The organism is Nonomuraea terrae, from assembly GCF_004348995.1.
GTDB lineage: Bacteria > Actinomycetota > Actinomycetes > Streptosporangiales > Streptosporangiaceae > Nonomuraea > Nonomuraea terrae.
The window spans coordinates 1-20472 of record NZ_SMKQ01000110.1 but is presented as its reverse complement, the minus strand read 5'-3'; the positions used below and the strand labels follow the sequence as shown (position 1 = coordinate 20472).

The 20472-nt window shown below is 72.4% G+C and carries 20 protein-coding genes; 10 read left to right on the top strand and 10 right to left on the bottom strand.

What is annotated here, in order from left to right:
* The first annotated feature begins 31 nt into the window (after positions 1 to 31).
* Positions 32 to 985: a TAXI family TRAP transporter solute-binding subunit gene (locus E1286_RS28580; protein WP_132617318.1), complete on the top strand. Its 954-nt coding sequence runs from the start codon at positions 32 to 34 to the stop codon at positions 983 to 985.
* A 15-nt stretch (positions 986 to 1000) separates the two neighbouring features.
* On the opposite strand, the gene E1286_RS28575 is transcribed toward E1286_RS28580, so the two are convergent.
* Together E1286_RS28575 and E1286_RS28570 are read right to left on the bottom strand one after the other, a co-directional pair.
* On the bottom strand, positions 1001 to 2443 hold the full coding sequence (locus tag E1286_RS28575; protein WP_132617316.1) for a sensor histidine kinase: 1443 nt from the start codon (positions 2441 to 2443) through the stop codon (positions 1001 to 1003).
* 6 nt (positions 2444 to 2449) lie between these two features.
* The gene (locus E1286_RS28570; RefSeq protein WP_132617314.1) at positions 2450 to 3133 is read right to left on the bottom strand and encodes a response regulator transcription factor; all 684 of its coding nucleotides are present in this window, start codon (positions 3131 to 3133) and stop codon (positions 2450 to 2452) included.
* Between the two features lie 173 nt (positions 3134 to 3306).
* Here E1286_RS28570 and E1286_RS28565 point away from each other — a divergent pair, with 173 nt between their 5' ends.
* From E1286_RS28565 to E1286_RS28555, 3 genes are read left to right on the top strand one after another with little or no spacing between them, the layout of a single operon-like run.
* Positions 3307 to 4332, top strand: coding sequence for a tripartite tricarboxylate transporter substrate-binding protein (locus tag E1286_RS28565; RefSeq protein ID WP_132617312.1), 1026 nt, complete (start codon positions 3307 to 3309; stop codon positions 4330 to 4332).
* Position 4333: 1 nt separating this feature from the next.
* Positions 4334 to 4795 (top strand): tripartite tricarboxylate transporter TctB family protein, encoded by a 462-nt coding sequence (locus E1286_RS28560; RefSeq protein WP_223190482.1) that lies wholly within the window; start codon positions 4334 to 4336, stop codon positions 4793 to 4795.
* A 20-nt stretch (positions 4796 to 4815) separates the two neighbouring features.
* Positions 4816 to 6321, top strand: a complete 1506-nt coding sequence (locus tag E1286_RS28555) for a tripartite tricarboxylate transporter permease (RefSeq protein WP_132617310.1) — start codon at positions 4816 to 4818, stop codon at positions 6319 to 6321.
* Here E1286_RS28555 and E1286_RS28550 read toward each other — a convergent pair.
* Positions 6260 to 7270 (bottom strand): DMT family transporter, encoded by a 1011-nt coding sequence (locus E1286_RS28550; RefSeq protein WP_132617308.1) that lies wholly within the window; start codon positions 7268 to 7270, stop codon positions 6260 to 6262. The two genes, E1286_RS28555 and E1286_RS28550, sit on opposite strands and share 62 nt — an antisense overlap.
* 70 nt (positions 7271 to 7340) lie before the next feature.
* Positions 7341 to 8171 carry a helix-turn-helix domain-containing protein gene (locus tag E1286_RS28545; RefSeq protein ID WP_132617306.1) on the bottom strand — a complete coding sequence of 277 codons (831 nt, stop codon included), beginning with the start codon at positions 8169 to 8171 and terminating at the stop codon, positions 7341 to 7343.
* A gap of 113 nt (positions 8172 to 8284) precedes the next feature.
* Here E1286_RS28545 and E1286_RS28540 point away from each other — a divergent pair, with 113 nt between their 5' ends.
* Complete coding sequence (locus E1286_RS28540) at positions 8285 to 8878, top strand: NADPH-dependent FMN reductase (RefSeq protein ID WP_132617304.1); 594 nt, start codon at positions 8285 to 8287, stop codon at positions 8876 to 8878.
* Positions 8879 to 8887: 9 nt separating this feature from the next.
* Here the strand turns inward: E1286_RS28540 and fmdA are convergent, their stop codons facing one another.
* From fmdA to E1286_RS28520, 4 genes are all read right to left on the bottom strand, one after another.
* On the bottom strand, positions 8888 to 10144 hold the full coding sequence (gene fmdA, locus E1286_RS28535; protein WP_132617302.1) for a formamidase: 1257 nt from the start codon (positions 10142 to 10144) through the stop codon (positions 8888 to 8890).
* Between the two features lie 36 nt (positions 10145 to 10180).
* On the bottom strand, positions 10181 to 10462 hold the full coding sequence (locus E1286_RS28530) for an FmdB family zinc ribbon protein (RefSeq protein WP_132617300.1): 282 nt from the start codon (positions 10460 to 10462) through the stop codon (positions 10181 to 10183).
* Positions 10463 to 10666: 204 nt separating this feature from the next.
* The gene (locus E1286_RS28525) at positions 10667 to 11896 is read right to left on the bottom strand and encodes a protease-associated domain-containing protein (RefSeq protein WP_425464775.1); all 1230 of its coding nucleotides are present in this window, start codon (positions 11894 to 11896) and stop codon (positions 10667 to 10669) included.
* Positions 11811 to 14360, bottom strand: a complete 2550-nt coding sequence (locus tag E1286_RS28520) for a S8 family serine peptidase (RefSeq protein ID WP_132617296.1) — start codon at positions 14358 to 14360, stop codon at positions 11811 to 11813. The genes E1286_RS28525 and E1286_RS28520 overlap by 86 nt, the downstream gene beginning before the upstream one ends.
* A 140-nt stretch (positions 14361 to 14500) precedes the next feature.
* Between E1286_RS28520 and E1286_RS51390 the strand changes: the two genes are divergently transcribed.
* A complete protein-coding gene (locus E1286_RS51390; RefSeq protein ID WP_132617294.1) occupies positions 14501 to 15181 on the top strand; it encodes a carbonic anhydrase in 681 nt (226 codons plus the stop codon).
* Positions 15182 to 15308: 127 nt separating this feature from the next.
* On the top strand, positions 15309 to 16052 hold the full coding sequence (locus tag E1286_RS28510; protein WP_223190481.1) for an NUDIX hydrolase: 744 nt from the start codon (positions 15309 to 15311) through the stop codon (positions 16050 to 16052).
* On the opposite strand, the gene E1286_RS28505 is transcribed toward E1286_RS28510, so the two are convergent.
* The gene (locus E1286_RS28505; RefSeq protein WP_132617292.1) at positions 16049 to 17041 is read right to left on the bottom strand and encodes a serine hydrolase domain-containing protein; all 993 of its coding nucleotides are present in this window, start codon (positions 17039 to 17041) and stop codon (positions 16049 to 16051) included. The two genes, E1286_RS28510 and E1286_RS28505, sit on opposite strands and share 4 nt — an antisense overlap.
* An 84-nt stretch (positions 17042 to 17125) precedes the next feature.
* Between E1286_RS28505 and E1286_RS28500 the strand changes: the two genes are divergently transcribed.
* On the top strand, positions 17126 to 19120 hold the full coding sequence (locus E1286_RS28500) for an SUKH-4 family immunity protein (protein ID WP_132617290.1): 1995 nt from the start codon (positions 17126 to 17128) through the stop codon (positions 19118 to 19120).
* On the opposite strand, the gene E1286_RS28495 is transcribed toward E1286_RS28500, so the two are convergent.
* The gene (locus tag E1286_RS28495) at positions 19113 to 19685 is read right to left on the bottom strand and encodes a TetR/AcrR family transcriptional regulator (protein WP_132617288.1); all 573 of its coding nucleotides are present in this window, start codon (positions 19683 to 19685) and stop codon (positions 19113 to 19115) included. The genes E1286_RS28500 and E1286_RS28495 overlap by 8 nt on opposite strands.
* An 88-nt stretch (positions 19686 to 19773) precedes the next feature.
* On the opposite strand from E1286_RS28495, the gene E1286_RS28490 reads away from it, so the two are divergent.
* The gene (locus tag E1286_RS28490; RefSeq protein ID WP_132617286.1) at positions 19774 to 20142 is read left to right on the top strand and encodes a DUF4267 domain-containing protein; all 369 of its coding nucleotides are present in this window, start codon (positions 19774 to 19776) and stop codon (positions 20140 to 20142) included.
* 20 nt (positions 20143 to 20162) lie between these two features.
* The coding region (locus tag E1286_RS28485; protein WP_246075249.1) for a cadmium resistance transporter at positions 20163 to 20472 on the top strand (310 nt) is incomplete at its 3' end.

The following is a 20472-nucleotide window of genomic DNA, read 5'->3' as shown; positions in this document are numbered from 1 at the left end:
GGCCGCCACCGGCCGTCCGTATCATCTCGGCATGGTGCTGAACCCGGAGTTACGGCGGCGGGCGGTGCTGATGGCCGCCGGTGGGCTGCTCGTCGGTTGCTCCCGGCAGCCCGAGGCAGGCAAGGTCCGCCTGCGGCTGGCCACCGGGCCGGCGGGAGCGGTGTACCGGCGCATCGGCGGTGCGCTGGCCGTGCACATCACCGAGCAGGTGACGGGCGCCACGGTGAGCACCGTGCCGAGCAGGGCCTCCACCGACAACATCCGGATGCTGGGGGCCGGTGAGGTGCACCTCGGGCTGACCAGCCTGGACGCGCTGATCAGGACCGACGGCAGCGCGCCCGAGGGGCTCTCGGCGATATGCCGGCTCTACGACAGTCACCTGCATCTCGTGGTCATGGCCGGTTCGGCGATCGAGGAGTTCCGCGATCTCGAGGGCAAGCGCGTCTCCCTGGGCGCCCGCGACTCGGGCACGGAGTTCACGTCGCTGCGGGTTCTGCGGCTCGGCCCGGTGAGAGCCGACATGCGTTACCTCAGTCAGGCCGAGTCAGCGGCCGCGCTGCGCGACGGCGAGATCGACGCGATGTTCTCCCTGACCGGCGTGCCGACCCCTGCCATCACGGAGCTGGCGCAGCGGCACCCGATCCGGCTGATCCCGCTGGACACGCGGGCGGACGCGCTCTTCATGGCGTTCCCCGGCCCCTACACCCCGGCCATGGTGCCCGCGACCGCCTACGCCGGCGTCCCGGCCACCCACACCATCGCCGTGCCGAACGTGCTGCTCGTACGCGACGACCTGCCGGGCGACCTGGTCTACGCCATCACCGACACGATCTTCACGCACACCCGCACGATCACCTCCGGCGGCCGTTACGGAGCCGAAGACGTTCCCGAGGCGTGGCAGATCAACGTGCGTACGGGGATCTCCACCGCGTCGATCCCGCTGCATCCGGGCGCGGCCGCCTGGTTCCGCGACCGCAAGCGCTGACCCGCGCGGGCCGCCTCAGACCGGCGACGCGGCCGGGGCGTCGGACGGCGAGGCCGCCCGCGGGACGACGGGTAACGCGACCACCGCGGCGAATCCGTGCCCGGACCCGTCCGGACGCGGCAGGCCGTCCTCCAGCCGCAGCTCGCCCCCGGCCGCCCCCACCAGGTCGGCGCAGATGGCCAGCCCCAGGCCGGTCCCGGACACGTTCTGGTGCCGGGGCGACCGCCAGAACCGCCGCAGAGCCTGGGACCGCTCGGAGGCGTCGATCCCCTGGCCGTCGTCGCGGACGGTGATCGTGACCACGCCCGCGGGGACGACCCGGGCGCTCACCTCCACCACCTGCGCGTTCGACAGCCGCAACGCGTTGCTGATCAGCTCGTCCAGGATGCTGCCCAGCCCGCCCGGCGGCTCCAGCAGCCGCAGACCCGGCGGCACGTCCACCGCCAGCGTCTGCCCCGCCGTCGCCGTCAGCGCCCGCCACCGCTCCACCCGGGTCGCCAGCACCGCGTCGAGATCCACCGGCGACGCCGTCCGCATGCTCTCCATCCGCGCCATGGCCTGCAGCGAGTTCAGCATCCGCTGCATCGCCTTCAGCTCGTCGACGGCGATGTCGTACACCTGTCGCCCGTTGTCGCCCGTGCCGAGATGCGGCTCCAGGCTCTCCACGGCGAGCCGGAGGCTGGTCAGCGGGTTGCGCAACTGATGCGAGGCGTCGGAGACGAACGCCCGCTGCCGCTGCACGGCGTTCTCGACCGCGTCCATCATGGTGTTGAACGACTCCGCCAGCCGCCGCAGCTCGACCGGGCCGGCCTCGGCGTCCGCCCGGATCGTGAGGTCACCTCGCGAGATGCGGGAGCTGGCCGCGTCCAGCTCCCGCACCGGCCGCAGCACCCACGCCGACACCGGCCAGGCGACGGCCACCAGCGCGACCAGCGGCAGCAGCCCGAGCGCGGCCAGCTGGGCCCAGCGCACGAGGATGCGGTGGCGCGTCTTCGACAGGTCGGAGATCGTCACGACGGCGCCGACGACCTCGCTGTCGCGGCCCACCGGCTCGGCGACCACGAGCGCGGAGTCGTCCCACGGCGCCCATTCGCCGGACGGTTCTGACCTTGTCCCGGCCAGCGCCGTGGTCACGATCCTGGGCAGCGCCGGTTCGGCCCGCGCCGCCTCCTGGTACGCGCCGGCCGGCCCGAGCAGCACCGTGCCCGACGTGTCGATCACCGCGACCGGGATGCCGTAGAGCTCGTGGTAGCGCGCCAGCTCCAGCTGCAGCGCCTCGGTCCGCCCGGTCGACAGCGCCGTGTCGGCCAGCGACGCGAACCGGCCGACGTCGTTGAGCCGGTCGACGTACGTCTCCTGCATCTCCCGTTCGGCCACGGTGACGCTGAGCGGCACCCCGAGCGCCGCGACGAGCAGCACCGCGAGAGGCACCAGGACGACCAGCAGGCGACGGTGCACGGCGCGTCAGCCGGTCATCTCCGGCCGGTCGGCCAGGAGCCGATAGCCGACCCCGTGGACCGTGCGGATGACCACGGCAGGCCCGAGCTTGTGCCGTAACGCCGCGATGTGGGTGTCGAGGGTGCGGCTCGAGGACTCCCAGGTCGCGCCCCAGATCTGGTCGAGGATGACGTCGCGGCTCACCACGTTCGGCGCCCGCCGGGCCAGCAGCAGGAGCAGCTCGAACTCCTTGCGGGTCAGCGTCACGGGCGCGCCCTCGACGGTGACCTCGCGGGTGCCGATGCCGATCCGCATCGGGCCGAGCACGATCGGCTCGTCGGGGTGGCTCATGGCGCGGGCGACCCGGGTGCGCCGCAGGACGGCGTCGATCCGGGCCAGCAGCTCCGGGATGCCGAACGGTTTCACGATGTAGTCGTCGGCGCCGGCGCGTAAGCCGCGGACCCTTTCGTGCTCCTCCGAGCGCGCCGTCACGGCGATGACGGCGGTCTCCGGGCGGTCGCGCAGCTTGCGGATCACGTCGAGACCGTCGCCGTCGGGCAGGTTCAGATCGACGAGGACCACATCGGACGGTGCGGCACGGACGGCCTCCGCGGCGGTGGCGAGGCGGTGGACCTCGAAGCCCGCCTGGGCCAGAACTGTCACCAGACCCCGCGCCACGCGGTCGTCATCTTCGATGATGGTGATCCGCATACCGGATTGTACGGTCCGCATCGACGCAAGCGTTAGCCCTTCAGTTCTTGGGATTCCTCTGACATTTGCCGCATTCCTTGGGATTCCTCTGACACCATTCACCTCCTGGCGAGCCGAGACTGAGGCCGCGCACTCATGGACGAATGCGAATGCGCTGACGAGGAGGCCGCGAAATGAGAACGACCAGCAGGTACCGGGCCGCCGCGCGGATGATCGCCGCGATCGGCGTCGTTTCGCTCGCCGCCGCCTGTTCCGGCAACGGGGGTACCACCGGCGGAGGCGACGCCGGAGGCGGCTACCCGGACCAGAACATCACGATCGTCGTGCCGTTCAGCGCGGGCGGCCCGACCGACACCGTCACCCGTCTGATCGCCGAGCCGATGGCCGCCAAGCTCGGCGCCCAGATCGTCGTCCAGAACGTCGAAGGCGCGGGCGGCACGGTCGGCGCCGGCGAGGTCGCGCGGGCCGAGCCCGACGGCTACACCGTCCTCATGCACCACATCGGCATGTCCACGGCGCCCGCGCTGTACCAGGACCTGGGCTTCACGCCGCTCGAGAACTTCCAGACGGTCGGGCTCGTCACCGAGGTGCCGATGACGGTCGTCGCCCGCAAGGACTTCGCCCCCGCGACGCTCCAGGACCTCGTGGCCCACGTGAAGGCGAACGCCGACACGGTGACGCTGGCCAACGCCGGCATCGGCGCCGCCTCCCACCTGTGCGGCCTGCTGTTCCAGACCGCCGCCGGCGTCAAGCTCCAGGAGGTCCCGTACGAGGGCACCGGCCCCGCGCTGACCGACCTCGTCGGCGGCCAGGTCGACTTCATGTGCGACCAGACGACCAACACCAGCGGCCAGATCTCCGCGGGCGAGGTCAAGGCGTACGCCGTCACCACGCCGGAGCGGGTGAAGAGCCTGCCCGACCTGCCCACCACGGCCGAGGCCGGGCTGCCCCAGCTGGAGGTCAGCGTGTGGCACGGCCTCTACGTCCCGACCGGCACGCCGCAGGACGTCGTCCAGAAGCTGTCCGAGGCGCTGAAGGTGGCGCTGGCCGACCAGAAGGTCATCGACCAGATGGCCAAGCTCGGCACCGCGCCGGTCCCCGCCGAGGACGCCACCCCGCAGGCGCACCGCACCAAGCTCGAAGAGCAGCTCGGCACCTGGGCGAAGGTCATCGCCGACGCCGGCGTCAAGGCGTCCTGACGTGGAGCGCCGCCGGTCCTTCCCCGACGTGCTCGCCGGGGGAATGTTCGTCCTGATCGGTGGCGCATTCGTGGCAGGGTCGCTCGGCTACGAGCTGGGCACCCCGCTGCGGATGGGCCCCGGCGCCTTCCCGCTGCTGGTCGGCTTGATCCTGGCCGCCCTGGGGCTGGCGATCGTCGTCAAGGGGCTCATCGCCGGCGAGATGATCTCGTTCGGGCCGATCCCCTGGCGGGCGGTCGGCGTCATCGTGCTCGCGGTCGTGTTCTTCGGATTCACCGTACGCGGCCTCGGGTTCGTGCCGACGTCGGCGGTGACCGCCCTGCTCACCACGCTGGCCAGCTCGCGCGTACGGCCGCTCACGGCCCTGGCCGTGGCCGCCGGGCTGACCGTGGCCAGCACGCTCATCTTCGTCGTCGGACTTCAGCTGCGGATCCCGCTATGGGGCCCTTGGCTGGGGTTCTGACGCGGCATCCGGATTGAGGCATGGAACTTCTCGACAACCTCGCGCTGGGCTTCTCGACCGCCCTCTTAGTCCAGAACGTCCTCTACTGCTTCCTGGGAGTGCTGCTCGGGACGGCGGTCGGCGTGCTGCCCGGCATCGGGCCGACGGCGACGGTGGCGATGCTGCTGCCGATCACATTCAGCTTCGAGCCGGTGACGGCCCTGATCATGCTGGCCGGCATCTACTACGGCGCGCAGTACGGCGGCTCGACGACCGCCATCCTGATCAACCTGCCCGGTGAGTCGTCCGCCGCGGTCACCGCACTGGACGGGCACGCGATGGCCCGGCAGGGCCGGGCCGGTGCGGCGCTGGCCGCCGCCGCGGTCGGGTCCTTCATCGCCGGTACGGTGGCCACCGTCGCGCTGGCCGTCGCGGCCCCGCCGCTGGCCCGCGTCGCGCTGGAGTTCGGCCCGGCCGAATACTTCTCGCTGGTGCTGCTCGGCCTGATCGTGTCGATCGCGCTGGCGCGCGGTTCGGCGCTCAAGGCCCTGGCGATGATCGCGCTCGGCGTCCTGTTCGGCACGGTCGGCCAGGACATCTACACCGGTACGCCCCGGTTCGTCTTCGAGCAGCGCGAGCTGTACGGCGGCATCGACTTCGTGTCGGTCGCCGTCGGCATGTTCGGCGTGGCCGAGATCCTACGCAACCTGGAGAACGAGCAGACCCGCACGGCGATCGTGGGCAGGGTGAAGAACCTCTGGCCGACCCGCGAGGACCGGCGCCGCATCGTCGGCCCGATCGCGCGGGGCACCGGTCTCGGCGCCGCGCTCGGCGTCCTGCCCGGCGGTGGCCACGTGCTGGCCTCGTTCACCTCGTACGCCGTCGAGAAGCGGATCTCGAAGCGGAAGGAGGAGTTCGGGAACGGCGCCATCGAGGGCGTCGCCGGGCCCGAGTCGGCGAACAACGCCGCCGCGCAGACGTCGTTCATCCCGCTGCTCACCCTGGGCCTGCCCGCCCACCCGGTCATGGCGCTGATGGTCGGCGCGTTCATCGTCCACGGCATCACCCCCGGTCCGAACGTCATCACCGACGAACCCGAGCTGTTCTGGGGCCTGATCGCGTCGATGTGGATCGGCAACGTGCTGCTCGTGCTGCTGAACCTGCCGCTGATCGGCGTCTGGGTGCGCATGCTGCGCATCCCGTACCAGGTGCTGTTCCCGATGATCATCCTGTTCGCCGCGATCGGCACGTACTCGCTCGGGTTCAACGCGTACGACGTCTACGCGATCGTCTTCTTCGGGATCCTCGGTTACGTCCTGATCAAGTGCGGCTGCGAGCCGGCGCCGCTGCTGCTCGGCTTCGTCCTCGGGCCCCTGGTCGAGGAGAACCTGCGGCGGGCGCTCATCATCTCGCGCGGCGACCCGTCGGTCTTCCTGACCCGCCCGATCTCCGCGGTGCTCCTGGCCCTGGCCGCGGCGGCCCTCCTCATCGCCGTCCTGCCGGCGATCCGCAAGCGCCGCGAGGTCGTGTTCGCCGAGGACGAGTAGGCCGGCTCGACGCCTGCCCGGAACGGCGGCCCAGGGTGGCGATCGCGGCCATGATCAGAAGGGCGCCCGCCAGACCGGCGGGCGCCAGGCGTTCACCCAGGAACACCACGGCGATCACGACGGCGGTGACGGGTTCCAGCAGCGTGGCCACGACCGCCGCTCCGCTCGGCGTGGTCCGCAGTCCCGCGTAGAGCAGCGCGTACGCCAGCGCCATCGTCACGGTCCCGAGGTAGACGATGAGCAGCCAGGATCCGGTGTCGCCGGTCATGAGCGGCTCGCCGCGGACGTATGCCACGAGCAGACCGCCCGGTACCAGGGCCGCCGCGGTCACGGACATGGTGACCGTGGTGATGGTGAGCGTGTCCAGTCGCTGGGTCAGCGGCGCGGCCGCCTCAGCCGACAGCGCGTACGCGGCCCCCGAGGCGAGGGCGGCGAGGACACCGAGTGTGGGGTGCGGCGCCTCCTCGGCGGTTCCCCCCGCGACGCTGATGAGCAGCAGCCCGAACAGGGCGACGGCGGCCGTGAGGACCTGACCGGCGGACGGCCGGCTGCGGCGTCGCGCGCTGCCGATGACCAGCAGAAGCACAGGGGCGAAGCCGAGGCTGACCACGGTCGCCACACTCACTCCCGCCCAGAGGACGGCCACGAAGAAGAGCAGTTGGAAGGCGGCGGTCAGCACGCCCACGGCGCTCACGCGACGCCAGTGGCGGCGGCCGAGCGACAGGCACGCGCGCAGACGGCCCATCATGGCCGCGGCGGCGACGAGCACGACGACGGCGGCGATCGCACGGTAGGCGCCGATCGTCAGCGCCGAAAGACCGGAAGCGTCGTGGACGACCTGGGCCGCCGGCCCGATGGTGCCCCAGACCACGCCTGCCAGGCAGACCAGGAACAGGCCCCGCCAGAGGTGGCCGGACGTAGGAGTGGCCGGGATGGCTGACGTCGTCATGCGCGTCAGTATGGCAAGCCCCTGACCAGCACCTCCTGGCGGCGTCAAGGCGTCGGTATGGCCGGCGCTTTCACTGGACGGCGCGCAGGTGGGTGGGGCGGCGGAGTTGTTCGATGCACTGGGCGGTCGCTTCGTCGGCGGCGAGGAAGACGACGATTTGCTGGTCGTCCGAGGAGAGCTCCAGCGTCTCGCGCTGCAGGCGGAGCTCGTGACCGGACGGGTGGTTGAGCCTGAGCACGCCGCGCTGCGGGAGCACGTGGCGGTTCAGGCGCTGCGTGAAGTCGGGGCCGGCGACGGGCGCGAGCTCGGCGGTGAGCCACTCGAAGTTCTGGATCGAGGGCGCGTGCCACAGGTCGAACGCCTGCTCGTCCGCGACGGCGTCCCAGTCGGCGAAGAACGTCCGGGCGCCGGGGTCGACGAAGACGTAGCGGGTGAGGTTCGGCTGGTCGGCGTCGAGCAGGCCGGTCCCGCTCATCAGCAGCTCGTAGCCGCCGGTGTGGGCGAGGATGTCGCCCACCCGGTTGGTCACCACGGCGATGCCCGGTTCGAGGAGGCGGAGGGTCTCCAGGACGGACGGCCGGATGTCGCGGCGCGGCGCTGCGGCCCGGCCGGGAGGTGAGCACGCACCGCCGGCGATCTCCGCGAGGTAGCGCAGGTGGTTGCGTTCCGAGGGGTCGAGGCTGAGGGCGTCGGCCAGCGCGTTCACCACGGCCGGCGACGGGTTGCGGTCGCGGCCCTGCTCGATGCGGGTCAGGTATTCGACGCTGACACCGGCCCTGGCGGCCACGTCGGAACGTCGCAGACCGGGGGATCGGCGGCGGCCGTGATCCGGCAGGCCCAGGACGTCCGGCTGCGTACTGTCGCGCTTGGCTCGGATGAAGTCACCCAACGGCGTACCCATGCCATGAGCCTACGACGCCGTACTTTTCTCGCGGGAGGGCTGGAGGTGGCCCTGCGGGGGCCAGCCTGAGCGCGGTCTGGTTGTGACCAAGGCGACGCCCGATGGTGGTGGGCATGAACAACAAGCACAAGCTCGTGATCGTCGTCGGAAGCGTACGGGAAGGCCGGTTCGGTCCGGTGGTGGCGTCGTGGGTGGCCGACCAGGCCCGTCAGCACGGGGGATTCAAGGTCGAGGTCGTGGACCTCGCGGAGGTCGAGATCCCGCTGGCGCTGCCGGCCGAGTCGCCGAAGTACGCCGGCGAGAGCTACCCCCGCCCGGCCGGGATGGCGGCGCTGACCTCGGCCCTGGCGGGCGCCGACGCGTTCGTCATCGTCACGCCGGAGTACAACCACAGCTACCCCGCCTCGCTCAAGGCCGCCATCGACTGGCACTTCACCCAGTGGACGGCCAAGCCCGTCGCCTTCGTCAGCTACGGCGGCGCGGCGGGGGGCCGGCATGCCGTGCTGCACCTGGAGAACGTGCTGACCGAGCTGCACGCGGTGACGATCCGCGACGGTCTGGCGTTCCCCAACTACTTCACCGCCTGGCAGGACGGTCTCCCGCTCGACCCGCAGGCGTCCGGGTACGCCAAGACGCTGCTCGACCAGCTGGCCTGGTGGGCGGGAGCGCTCCGCTCGGCCCGCGAGACCGTTCCCTACCCGTCGTGACCTCCCCGGTCAGGTGAAGCTGGCGTGCGGGGCGGTGGTGCCCTGGGGGACGCGGGCGGGACCGGAGGCGTTCGGGCGGACGTCGAAGTCGAAGATGGCGGTCGGCAGGTAGACGGTGGCGCAGGAGTTCGGGATGTCCACCACCCCAGACAGCCGGCCCTCGATCGGCGCGGCGCCCAGGAGCAGGTACGCCTGCTCGGGGCTGTAGCCGAACGTCGTCAGGTAGTCGATGGCGTGCAGGCAGGCCCGCTGGTAGGCCAGCTGCGAGTCGAGGTAGCGCTGCTCCCCGTCCAGGGTGACGGACACGCCGGAGAACGCCAGCCACTCGCTGTACTGCGGGTTGACGCGGCCCGGCATGAAGATCGCGTTCTCGCCGACGCCGTACGTCTGCATGCCGTTCTTGATGAGGTCGACGTGCAGGTCGATGAACCCGCCCATCTCGATGGCGCCGCAGAAGGTGATCTCGCCGTCCCCCTGCGAGAAGTGCAGGTCGCCGACCGACAGGTTCGCGCCGGAGACGTAGACGGGGTAGAAGACGCGGGAGCCCTTGGTGAGGTTCTTGATGTCCTGGTTGCCGCCGTTCTCCCGAGGTGGTGCGGTACGTGCCGCCTCGGCGGCGACCCGGTCGAACTCGGACTGCGGCACGGACCCGAGGACGGCGTCCTGCGGTTCGGGTGGCAGGGCCAGCGGTGGCACCCGCCGCGGGTCGGTGGCGATCAGCGCCGCCTCGCGCGCGTTCCACTTCCCGAGCAGCTCCGCCGACGGCGCGGTGCCCATGAGCCCGGGGTGCACGATCCCGGTGAACGACACACTCGGGATGTGCCGCGAAGTGGCGTTCTGGCCAGAAAAATCCCAGATCGCCTTGTACGCGTCCGGGAACTGCTCGGTGAGGAACCCGCCGCCGTTCCTGGTGGGGAAGATCCCGGTGTAGCCCCAGCCCTGACCGGCCAGCGGGCCGCTGTCCTCCTGTGGGATGGGGCCCAGGTCGAGGATGTCCACGATGAGCAGGTCGCCCGGCTCCGCCCCTTCGACCCCGAACGGGCCGCTCAGCGCGTGGACCGTGGTCAGCGGCGCGTCGCGGATGTCCTCGGCGGAGTCGTCGTTGTGGATCGCGCCGTCGAACCACTCCCGGCAGTGCACCCGGAAGCTGTCGCCGGGCTTGACCCAGGCCACGGGCGGGATCTCAGGGTGCCAGCGGTTGTGCCCGACCTTGGCCTGGTCGGTGAACTTCTTGGTCGAGTCGAGCGGGAAGATCAGCTCAGGCACGGCTGGATTCCTTTCGGCGCGGCGAGGCAGGGACGGTCACGGACGCGGCAGGCGGCGGGCGGCGGGATGGGCGGCCACCGGGCCTGGAGCGCGGCGTCGCGGCAGGGACGTGACGACTTCCGGTTCGGAGGCGCTGCGCTCCGCGCGCCGCGACTGAGCCGACAGGGCAGCCGGAGTACGCGTCAGCATCGGCGCCGAGAACGTCCGGGCCGAAGACGCGCCGCAGCCGGGGCACGGCACCGCGGCGGGTGCGGTGCCGATCGGAAAGGCGACCTCGATCGCGGAGCAGTGCGGACACCGGTAGGCGTACACAGCCATGGAACGCGCCCTTCACGCGGGCCGCGAACCGGCGCGACCTCGGAAAACAAGCCTCCGAGTCGGATGTATCCGGAATTCGCCGTGTTCATGGACGGGAGTCGACCTGGCTTCCGCCAACTTGCTCGTACGGCGAGGTAGATCGCCCATTCCGCGGGTAAACCGGCCGCCCCTGCCCCATGGGGGAAGGTCAGTGGCGGCCGGGGGTCAGGAGAGGCCGAACGCGCGGATCACCGTCTGGTCGATGGAGACGCCGTCACGCGCGACCGCCTCGACGCGCAGGCTGACCGACTTCGCCCCCTTCGGGTGGGTGACGGTCACGTCGAGCGAGCCGTCCTTGGCCTGCTTGACCTTGCGGGCCTGCTGCCAGCTCGCCCCCTCGTCATGGGACGTCCACACCTTCACCGCGGCGTTCACGAGGGCGTTCGGGTGCGTCTGCGGGTAGATCCGCAGCCCCAGCCTGGTCGGCTTGCGCGCCGGGACGGCCCCGTCCAGGCCGGCCGGCACGTCGTAGTCGATCTGCAGCAGGTCGAGGAGCTCCCGCTTGCCCTCGGCGGGCCGGCGGGAGTCGAACCCCCACACGGTGCGCGTGCGGGCGGCCTGCTCCCACCAGGGCTCGGAGTGCTGGACGTCCAGTTCGAGCCGGTAGCGGGCCGGCTCCGCGGCCGCCGGCCAGGTGCCCTCCAGGGCGTCCCGCTCGGCCACCTGCTCGCCGTCGCGGTAGAGGCGCGCCCGCGCCTCGCCTTCGCGCTCGGAGAAGTGGTCGCCGCCGTCGAGCATGTTCCGGACCATGATGGTGAACGCGTCACCCTCCCGGAAGCCCGGCAGGCCCCACTGCGCGTCGTCGTCCTCCAGCACCTCCGGGACCCCGGGCCGCATGACCGGGGCGAACCACTCCTCGGTCCGCTTCTGCCCCGCCCGGTAGGACCGCGGCGAGCCGAGCAGCCCGCCGTCCTGGCCGGCGGTACGCCAGGTGAACGGCCGCCACACGACGCCGTCGCCGGCAGTGGTCCACTCGGTGCGGGTGGACGGGATCGCCACCTCCTGCGCCTGCCGGATGATGTAGCTGTCGTACGGCCGGTGCGGGAAGTTCACCTCGGCGCCGCGCCCGGTGCCGCCGTAGTAGTGCGCCGTCGTCCGTGCGAGGTCCCGGTGCTCGACTCGCCGCTCGATCTTCGCCGGGACGCGCCCGGCGTAGTACGGGAACAGGTCGTAGACGTACGGGCTGTCCGGGATTCCGGTGATCTCCAGCCGGGACCCCACGCGGGCGAGCAGCTCCAGGCCGACCGCCTGCTCCACGGTGAACGCCGGGATCGGGGAGGCCACCTGGGTGATGAGGAAACCGGGACGGTCATGGTGGATGATCACGGCGGCCGCGCCCGCCTCGCCGACCGTGCTGACCTGGTCCGCGACGCTCACGTCGGCGGAGCGCCGCACGAGGGCCAGCCGGCCGCGCAGGTCCCGGCCTGCGACGTCCTCCGGCGTGCCGCGCCCGGCGTCCGCGAGCACGTACCGGTGCCGCCCGTCGATCCGCGGCGAGTCGATGGCGTACTCCGCCTCCAGCGTGGAGCCGGCGAGCTTCATGGTGAACTCGGGGGCGTAGAGCTCCCAGTGCGCCGACACCTCGAAGTCGCCCCGGCCGACCGGCTCCGTCTTCACGGCGTAGGCGTTGCGAACGTACCGGTCCATCAGGTAGTGCACGGAGAAGTCGTGCTCGCCGGCGGCGCGGTGGTAGCCGAGGGTGAGCTCTCGGGTCTCCGTCGGGGTCGGGGGTGATCGGGTTGAGCGGCGAGCCGGTGCGGGCGTCGAGGACGAGGCGGGTGTCCTCGGTCAGCTCGATCTCGGGCTCGGCGACCAGCGCGACGTCCCTGCCGTACGCGCCGGAGTCGTCGAGCGTCCACAGGGCGCTCGTCACGCTGTACGTCCCGACCGGAACGGACACGACCGCGGGCCCGGGGCCGCCCTTGCCGCCGAACAGCCCGGTCAGCCAGGCGTCGGTGTCCAGGTTCCACAGGTCGACCGAGCTGCCGCCGGCCGCGGGGGAGCCGTTCTGGGTGATGCCCTCGACGGTGACCTGCACCATCCTGGGGTCCTTGCGCGCCCCGAAGGCGGTGCGGACGACGGCGCCGTCGCCGGTCGCGGTGACCCAGCCGCCGTACGTCGCCGACTCCGCGAGCCTCGGATCCAGCGTCAGCCTCGCCTCGGCGGTCCCGCCGCCCGGCACGGTGAGCGTGCTCCGGTCGAGGGTGAACAGGCCGGCCGGGGAGTCGGTCGTGACGGCGAGCGCGAGAGCGACGTCCGCGCCGCCGTCGTTGCGGTAGGTGATCGTCTGGGTGACCGGGTCCCGGGAATCGTGCGGGTGCCGGCCGAAGCTGAGCGAGGCGGGGCTCGCGGTGACCGTCTGGGTCACCGCGCGGGCGACGTCGACCCGCCCGGCGCCGACCTCGTACACGGTGCCGGGGACCTCGCGGGCGGAGCCCGCCAGCGCGGCCTTGATCCGCTCGCCGGTCCAGTCGGGGTGGCGCTGCTTGAGAATCGCGGCGGCCCCGGCGGCGTGCGGCGCCGCCATCGAGGTGCCGGAGATCGAGGTGTACGCCTCCCCGGCCGGGGTGCCCAGGCCGGTGCCGGCGGCCCGGGCGGCCACGATGCCGACGCCGGGGGCGGCGAGGTCAGGCTTGACGGCGTGGTCGCCGAGGCGTGGGCCGCGGCTGGAGAAATCGGCGAGCACGTCGGACTTGTCCACGGCGGCCACCGACAGCGCTGCGTCCGCGACACCCGGGGAACGCGCGGTGAGCTCATCCGGGCCGGTGTTGCCGGCCGCGGCGACGAAGAGGGCGCCGGAACGGGCGCTCAGCTCGTTGACCGCCTGGCTCAGCGGGTCGGTGCCGTCGGTCGCCTCGGTGGACAGGCTCATGTTCACCACGTCGGCGCCCTGGGACACCGCCCACTCCATGCCCTCGATCAGCCAGGAGCCCTGGCCGCTGCCGTCGTCGCCGAGCACCTTGCCGACCAGCAGCCCGGCCCCGGGAGCGACCCCGACGTGGGTGCCGGAGGACGCGGCGCCGCCGCCGGCCACCGTGGCGGCCACGTGCGTGCCGTGGCCGTGGCGGTCGGCGACGCCGGAGCCGGTGAAGTCGGCCGAGCCCTGGACCTTGCCGCCGAGGTCGGGATGCGCGGGGTCGTACCCGGTGTCGAGCACCGCGACCGTCGTCCCCGCGCCGTCGAACCCTGCCTTCCACGCGGCCGGGGCGCCGATCTGCGGGACGCTCTCGGCCAGATCGGCCTCCAGCGTCGGGTCGAGCCAGACCCGCTTGACGCCGGGGGCCGCCTGCCGCGCGCCGGCGTCCAGCGATCCCCGGAGGCCGGCCCAGAACGCCGCGGCCTCGCCGGCCGGGACCTCGACGGCCGGGACCTCGACGGCCACCGCGTCGATGCTCTCCAGGGTCGCCGTGCGGGTGCTGTGCGCGGGGGCCTGCTCGGCGGCTCGGGCTCCGGACACCTCGTCGTACGCGACGATCAGCGGGGTCGGGCCGTCGCCGTGGCCGTCGGCGAGCAGGCCGGTGACGTTGAACAGCTCACGGTCGAGCACGCCGGCCACGACGTGGGCCTGGGCCTCCGCCGGGATGACGTACACGTCCTCGCCGCGCTCCACCACCTTGACCGCGCCTTGTGGCTTCCCGCCGTCGCGGGGGAGCAGGGTGGCGAGGTGGGCGCCGTCCGGCTGCCGGGAGACCGACACCCGGTCGCCGGTGACCAGCGTGACGGTGCCCACCGCGCGGGCCTGGGCGGGTTCCTCTCCATACGCCGGCAGCGGTGCGCCCAGCAGCAGCGCCGCGAGCGTGCCGGCGCCGAGCGCCTTCGCCCAGGGGCGTGTTCTCGCGCCTAACCAACCTCGCGGCATCGTCGTCTCCCCGCATGAACCATGTCGAGGTTGGAGAATCCCAGCAGCGGATCACGGTCCACCAGGGGTAGGCAAGTCGTCATTGCGACATGACGGAAATATGCCAAGAAGTCAGTGGTGTATACACCATACTGAATTCCATGACTGCGAAGATTGTCCCCCGTCGCGCAATCCTCCGCACCACCGGGCTCCTCACCGCCGGCCTGCTGTTAGGCGCCCCCGCCGTACCCGCCTCCGCCACCCGGCGACGCACCCCCGACGACGCCTGGGCGCAGCTCAGGCAGGGCAACCGCCGCTGGGTCTCCGGCGAGGTGCTCCACCCGCACCAGGACCTCGCCAGACGGGCCGAGGTCGCCGAGAAGCAGGAGCCGTACGCGACCGTCGTGTCGTGCATCGACTCCCGCGTCCCCCCGGAGATGGTCTTCGACGCCGGCCTCGGGGACCTCCTCACGGTGCGCAGCGCCGCCCAGACCATCGACCCGCTCGTGTCGGGCGCCATCGAGTACGGCCCCGCCGAGCTGGACGTCCCGCTGATCGTGGTGCTGGGCCACCAGCGCTGCGGCGCGGTGTCAGCCGCCGCGCACGCGCTGAGCGAAGGCGAGCGGCTCCCGGGGAGCCTGCAGGACATCGTCAAGGCCCTGCGCCCGGCGTACAAGCGCGCGGGCGGCAAGGTGGACAAGATGATCAGGCTCAACACGACCGGCGTCGTGGCCGAGCTCAAGGCGAACAAACTGCTCGCCCGCCGGATCGCCAGAGAACAGCTGAAGATCGTCGGCGCCTACTACTCCCTCGACACCGGCCTCGTCACCCGCCTCGTCTAGCGCTCGCGCCGCCCGGCCGTACCGGGCCGGGCGGCGCCCTCGGGCAAATACCAAAAGTCGGTCGTGCCCCGGGACACAGACGGTCGAGTCCCGGGCGACCTGCGATGTCGTCGGCGAGCATGAGCCGGTGACCGAACAACTGTTGCAGTCCTCCGGCGTCGAGCTGCTGGACGTTCGCGGGATCCGCCTGGTCGAAGGCCCGCCGCCGTACGTGTCGCCCGAGGACGAGGCGGCCATGAACCGCGTGTGGGAGGAGTCCGTACGGGACAATCCGCTCCTCTTCGACGGGCCGGTGGCCTCGTGCACCAGGCTGGACCGGGAGGGGCAGAGCGACCTGGTCATCACCTGGGCCCGTACGACCTACCGCTACTACGCCCTGCGCCGGGTGCCCGGGGCCGCGTCGTGGCTGCCGTCCCTGTTCGTGTCGATCGTGCAGCCGGCGGAGGACGGATCCCTGGTCGCGGGCCGGATGTCGGCCTCCACGGCCGCTCCGGGCCGCTGGCAACTGCCGGGCGGAACGGTCGAGCCGCCGGCCGGCGGCGAGCCGCTCGACGTGGCCGCGCTGCGCCGGCACGCCGCCCGCGAGCTGGTGGAGGAGACCGGCGTGGTGGCAGATCCCGGCGAGCTGACCCTGTGGCTGGTCTCGCGCGGCGAGAAAGGGAACGTCGGCGCGGTGTTCCAGGCCCCGCCCCTGCCGGCGTCGGTGCTGAGCGAACGGTTCGCCGCCCTGGTGGCCTCGGAGACGGCACGGGGCTGCGAGCCCGAGTTCGACCGGATCGCCCTGGTCCGCTCCCCGGCCGAGCTGGCGGAGCTGGACGGTCCGCACGTCGACTACCTGGGGCCGGTCGTCCGCCGGTACGTGACCCTCTAGGAGGAGACCATCTGGGCCAGCAGGCCCAGGCCGGGGCGGTCGACCGCGCGCGCGTCGGCGCTGAGGACGGCGACGGCCGCACGGCGTTCCGGGATCACGGCCAGCAGCGAACGGTATCCGCCGGTGCCGCCGTTGTGGAACAGCAAACGCGGCCCCTCCCGATCGCCCGCCCGCGTCATCGACAACCAGCCCGGATGCGCGGTGCTCGCCCGGCCCAGGCGGTGGCCGGTGCCGCGGCTGAGGGCGATGGCCTTCACGAGCTCCTCGGGAGCCTCCCCGAACGTGGCCCGGGCGAGCCGCAGCAGGTCGGGCACCGTGGAGTGCAGGCCGCCCGCCCCGGCGAGCGCCGCCAGCCGCCAGCCGGGACGCGGCCGGCCGAAGGCGGAGTGGCCGGGCGCGAGCCGGGAAGCGTGCTCACCGGTGAGGGTCACCCGGGTGTCGGTCAGGCCCAGCGGGCGGCAGATCTCCGCCTGGATCAGCTCGTCGTAGCCGACGCCCGCGTGCCGGGCCAGCGCCAGGCCGAGGAGTCCGGCTCCGAGGTTGGAGTAGCGGAAGCGGCGTCCGGGTGTGGAGCGCAGCCGCGTCCGGGCCAGACCGTCCAGCAGCACCGCCTCGGTGCATCCGGCGTACGGGTCGGCGGTCTGCCACAGGGCGCGCGGCATCAGCCCCTTCGGCAGCCGGGGCAGCCCTGAGGTGTGGCAGGCGAGGTGGACCAGCTCGATGTCATGGCCGTCGCGGCGCGGTACGGCGGCCGGCAGGAGGTCGCGCAGGGGCCGGCCGAGGGTGAGCTCGCCGCGTACCACCAGCCGGGCCAGCGCCAGCGAGGTGAACGTCTTGGTGATCGAGCCGATCTCGAACAGGGTGCCGGGGTCGGCGCCGTACGTCGCCGTCAGGTCGCCGTGCGCCGCGCCGACGACGACCGCGCCCTTCCGCCGGGCCGCCAGGCGTTCGGCGGTCCGGCGTACGAGCTCGTCCACGGGATTGGTCATGCGGAGCCTCCTTCACTGCGTCAATATTGGTTGACGAACCTCAGCTGCGTCAACCCAGGTTGCCGCGATAGGGTCGTCCGGACCATGGATGTACCGCGTGACCTTCCCCCAGACCTCTCCGGCGCGTTCCAGGTGGTGGGCCTGCCCTGGCCGGACGTGCGGCTCGGCCACTTCGACGGCGTGCTGGCCGAGCTCGGCGACCATCCGAAGGCGCGGAAACTGCGCGACCACGTCCGCGTCCTGGGCGAGATCCAGGAGTCGTACTTCGAGGATCTCCGCGACCTCGCCGACGAGCACGACGGCGACACGATGCGCCTGATCCGGCACAAGGGCGAGACCTGTGTGACCGAGGTCCGGGAGAGATGGGCCGTCGGCGCGGTGCGGATGGCGGAGGCCCACGCGGCCGTCGTGATGTTCACCCGGCGGCTCGTCGGAGCGCCGCTGCTTCCCGACTACCTGGCCGGCGACATGCCCGCCTGGGTGGAGCGGCGTCCCGGCCGAGGCATCCGAGGCGAGCCCACGGCCGGGCGGGCGCCCGCAGCCGAGGCGCTGCTGCGCTGGCGCGAGGACCCGTACGGGCCGCGGATCTGTGTCGTCACGGGCTCGCCCGCCTCGGGCAAGACCCGGCTGCTGGCCTGGTTCAACCACGCCACGCTCTGGCACTGGTCGGGTTACCCGGACCCGGGTGAGGCCGCCGTCTGCCTGCGCGGGATGGACGCCGGCGAGGCCGTGGCCGAGGTGGCCCGGCAGCTCAAGATCGACGACCTGGCCGGCCTGGACCAGCCTGCGCTCGTCACGCTGGCCGACCTCCACCGCAGCACCGACCCCGAACGCGTCCTCACCGACCTCGTCCGGCCCCTCGCCGCCGACCGCCATGCCCGCCTCCTGCTGGAAGGCCGCGACGCGGCTGCCGTGATCGACCCGGAGGAGCCGGTGTTCGTCCTGGATCTGGACGATCCGAGCAGCACCGACCGCGACGCCTTCACCGCCTGGTACGCCGCCGAGCGCTCCGCACGTTCCCCGTTCACCGCCGACCAGGTCTACCCGTCACCGGGCCTGGCCGCCTTCGCCGCGCGCGCCGAAGGCGCCGACCCGGGTCCGGACATGCCCCTGTCGGAACGGGTGGCGCACGCCTGGCTGGACGGCCTGTCACCGGACGCCCGCGCCGCCGCCGGCACGCTGGCTCTCGCCTTCGCCCCGATCGGCCCGTACACCTGGCGGCTGCTGCACTGCGGCCGGCACCGCCACGACCCGGAGGCCGCCGCCCGCGGCGTGGCGGAGGCCGCGGCCCGCCTGCCGCCGGCCGAGCCGGGCCTGCCCGCGTACGTCATCGACCTTCCCGCCCTGGCCCAGGCCGTCACGCCGCCGGAAGAGGCGCACGCCGAGCTGGCGGCCGTCATGCGCGGCTGGCCGGTCGCGGACGAGCTGCCCCCGCCCGAGTACGTCTCCCGCCACCTGCCCCGGCACGAACGCGGCGCTCCCCGGCCGCCGCTCCCGCTGTGCCGCCCGAAGACCCGGGTCACCCGCGACCTGCTGCTCGACCTGTACGGCCCCACCGGCGTGGTCAGGCACGACGAGCTGCACCCGGCGATCACCCACGAGCCCACCCGCCGGTTCCTGACAGAGATCGGCCTGCCCGAGAAGGGCGTGCACGAGACCGGCTTCTCGGGCGACGACCGGCGCTTCGCCGTGCCCATGAGCGAGTGGTGGGCCGAGAGCGCGGCGGAACTGCTCGCCTGCGAGGGCCTGCCCAACGACCTCGGCACCCTGTTCATGCTGGACTTCCTGGACAGCTGGTCCCTCCTCCTGGACGGCTCGACCGGCCTGGTCTACGAGGTGCACGAATCACTGGAGAGCGCCCGCGTCGCCCACCGCGACGTCGAGTCGTACGCCTACTTCGTGTACGTGATCCACCGCGAGCGCAGGCTGTGGTGCGACGGCCCCGACGCGCACCCCCACGCGTCCTACTGGTGCGCCGAGGACCTGGCGCTGGAGCTGCACACGTACGAGCCGCAGGCCATGGCGGGCGACGACGCCCTCTGGCCGCCGACCCTGCTCGACTACACGCTCCTCACGTAGCGAAGCGGTCGAGGAGGAGGGCGAGCCGCCGTTCGTGGTCGTCGTGGGGGAGCCGGCCGCTGCGTCTGAGGACGAGCAGCCCGTGCAGGGCGCTCCAGAACGTCTCGGTGAGGGTCTCCACGTTGTCTTCGCGCGTGAACGGGCGCAGCCCCTCGCGCAGCTCCTCGTACGCCTGCCGCAGCGCGGGCGGTGTGTCGGGCCTGCCGAACGGCAGGTCGACGGGCTGCGTGAACATCGCCTCGTACAGGGTGGGGTGTCGCTCGGCGAACCCGGCGTACGCGGCGGCGACGGCGGCGAGCGCCTGCCTGGGCTCGCCCGCGGCGATGCGGGCGGCGCGCAGCTCGGTGGCCAGGTCGGCGAAACCGGCCGTCGCGACCGCCGCCATGATCGCGCTCTTGCCCTTGAAGTGGCTGTAGAGGACCGGCTGACTGTATTCGATCCTGTCGGCCAGCCGGCGTGTGGTCACGGCGTCCCAGCCTTCGGATTCGAGCAGGTCACGGGCCGCCGTGACGATCAGTCGTTCGCGCTCGGCCCTCTCGCGCTTCCGGCGCGCCTGGATCGACATGATGGCGATCCTAGCAACGCTAGAGAACCTGCCGGAGCTATGTTAGCCTCGCTCTCGAATCTAGCGCTGCTAGCAATTGGAGAACGCCATGCTCGTCACCGCCTACGCGCTCGCCGTCCTGCTGAATCTGTTCATCATCTTCATAGGCGCGCGGTTCCTGCTCGTGCCCCGGCCGTCGGCCGCGGGTTACGGCGTTCCCGCCAAGCCGGACGGCGATGCCGCCTATCTGGCCATCAAGGGCGTGCGCGACCTCACGTTCGGCCTGCTCGGTCTGGCTCTGCTGGTCTTCGCCGGCCTGCGGGCCGAGGCGTGGTTCATGCTCGTCGTCGCCCTCGTGCCGCTCGCCGACACGCTGATCGTGCTGCGTCACGGCGGCACCAAGGCGACCGCCTTCGGCATCCACTTCGCCACGGCCGTCGTCGTCCTGCTCGCCGCCGCCCTGCTCTTCCTCGTCTGACCCGGTCCATGATGGTCGTCGTGATCGAGGAACCCGTGCACGCGGGCATCGTCGGGCAGGCCGCCGCCCTGTTCGCCGTCACCAACATCGACGACATCGTGCTCCTGGCGTTGTTCTTCGCGCGGGCCGCCGGGCGGCGCGGCGCGCTGCGGATCGTGCTCGGCCAGTACGCGGGCTTCACCGCGATCCTCGTCGTCGCGGTGGCCGCCGCGTTCGGCGCCACCTTCCTGCCGGACGACGTCCTGCCGTACCTCGGGCTGCTGCCGCTGGCGCTGGGCGTCAAGGCGGCCTGGGGATTGTGGCGGGACGGCGACGACGGCGAGGAGGCGG

Excerpts from the sequence above, each read along its gene's own strand:
- E1286_RS28580 (WP_132617318.1), top strand. The coding sequence starts at position 32 with ATGGTGCTGAACCCGGAGTTACGGCGGCGGGCGGTGCTGATGGCCGCC.
- E1286_RS28570 (WP_132617314.1), bottom strand. The coding sequence starts at position 3,133 with ATGCGGATCACCATCATCGAAGATGACGACCGCGTGGCGCGGGGTCTG.
- E1286_RS28565 (WP_132617312.1), top strand. The coding sequence starts at position 3,307 with ATGAGAACGACCAGCAGGTACCGGGCCGCCGCGCGGATGATCGCCGCG.
- E1286_RS28555 (WP_132617310.1), top strand. The coding sequence starts at position 4,816 with ATGGAACTTCTCGACAACCTCGCGCTGGGCTTCTCGACCGCCCTCTTA.
- E1286_RS28550 (WP_132617308.1), bottom strand. The coding sequence starts at position 7,270 with ATGACGACGTCAGCCATCCCGGCCACTCCTACGTCCGGCCACCTCTGG.
- E1286_RS28545 (WP_132617306.1), bottom strand. The coding sequence starts at position 8,171 with ATGGGTACGCCGTTGGGTGACTTCATCCGAGCCAAGCGCGACAGTACG.
- E1286_RS28540 (WP_132617304.1), top strand. The coding sequence starts at position 8,285 with ATGAACAACAAGCACAAGCTCGTGATCGTCGTCGGAAGCGTACGGGAA.
- E1286_RS28530 (WP_132617300.1), bottom strand. The coding sequence starts at position 10,462 with ATGGCTGTGTACGCCTACCGGTGTCCGCACTGCTCCGCGATCGAGGTC.
- E1286_RS28520 (WP_132617296.1), bottom strand. The coding sequence starts at position 14,360 with ATGCCGCGAGGTTGGTTAGGCGCGAGAACACGCCCCTGGGCGAAGGCG.
- E1286_RS51390 (WP_132617294.1), top strand. The coding sequence starts at position 14,501 with ATGACTGCGAAGATTGTCCCCCGTCGCGCAATCCTCCGCACCACCGGG.
- E1286_RS28505 (WP_132617292.1), bottom strand. The coding sequence starts at position 17,041 with ATGACCAATCCCGTGGACGAGCTCGTACGCCGGACCGCCGAACGCCTG.
- E1286_RS28500 (WP_132617290.1), top strand. The coding sequence starts at position 17,126 with ATGGATGTACCGCGTGACCTTCCCCCAGACCTCTCCGGCGCGTTCCAG.
- E1286_RS28495 (WP_132617288.1), bottom strand. The coding sequence starts at position 19,685 with ATGTCGATCCAGGCGCGCCGGAAGCGCGAGAGGGCCGAGCGCGAACGA.
- E1286_RS28490 (WP_132617286.1), top strand. The coding sequence starts at position 19,774 with ATGCTCGTCACCGCCTACGCGCTCGCCGTCCTGCTGAATCTGTTCATC.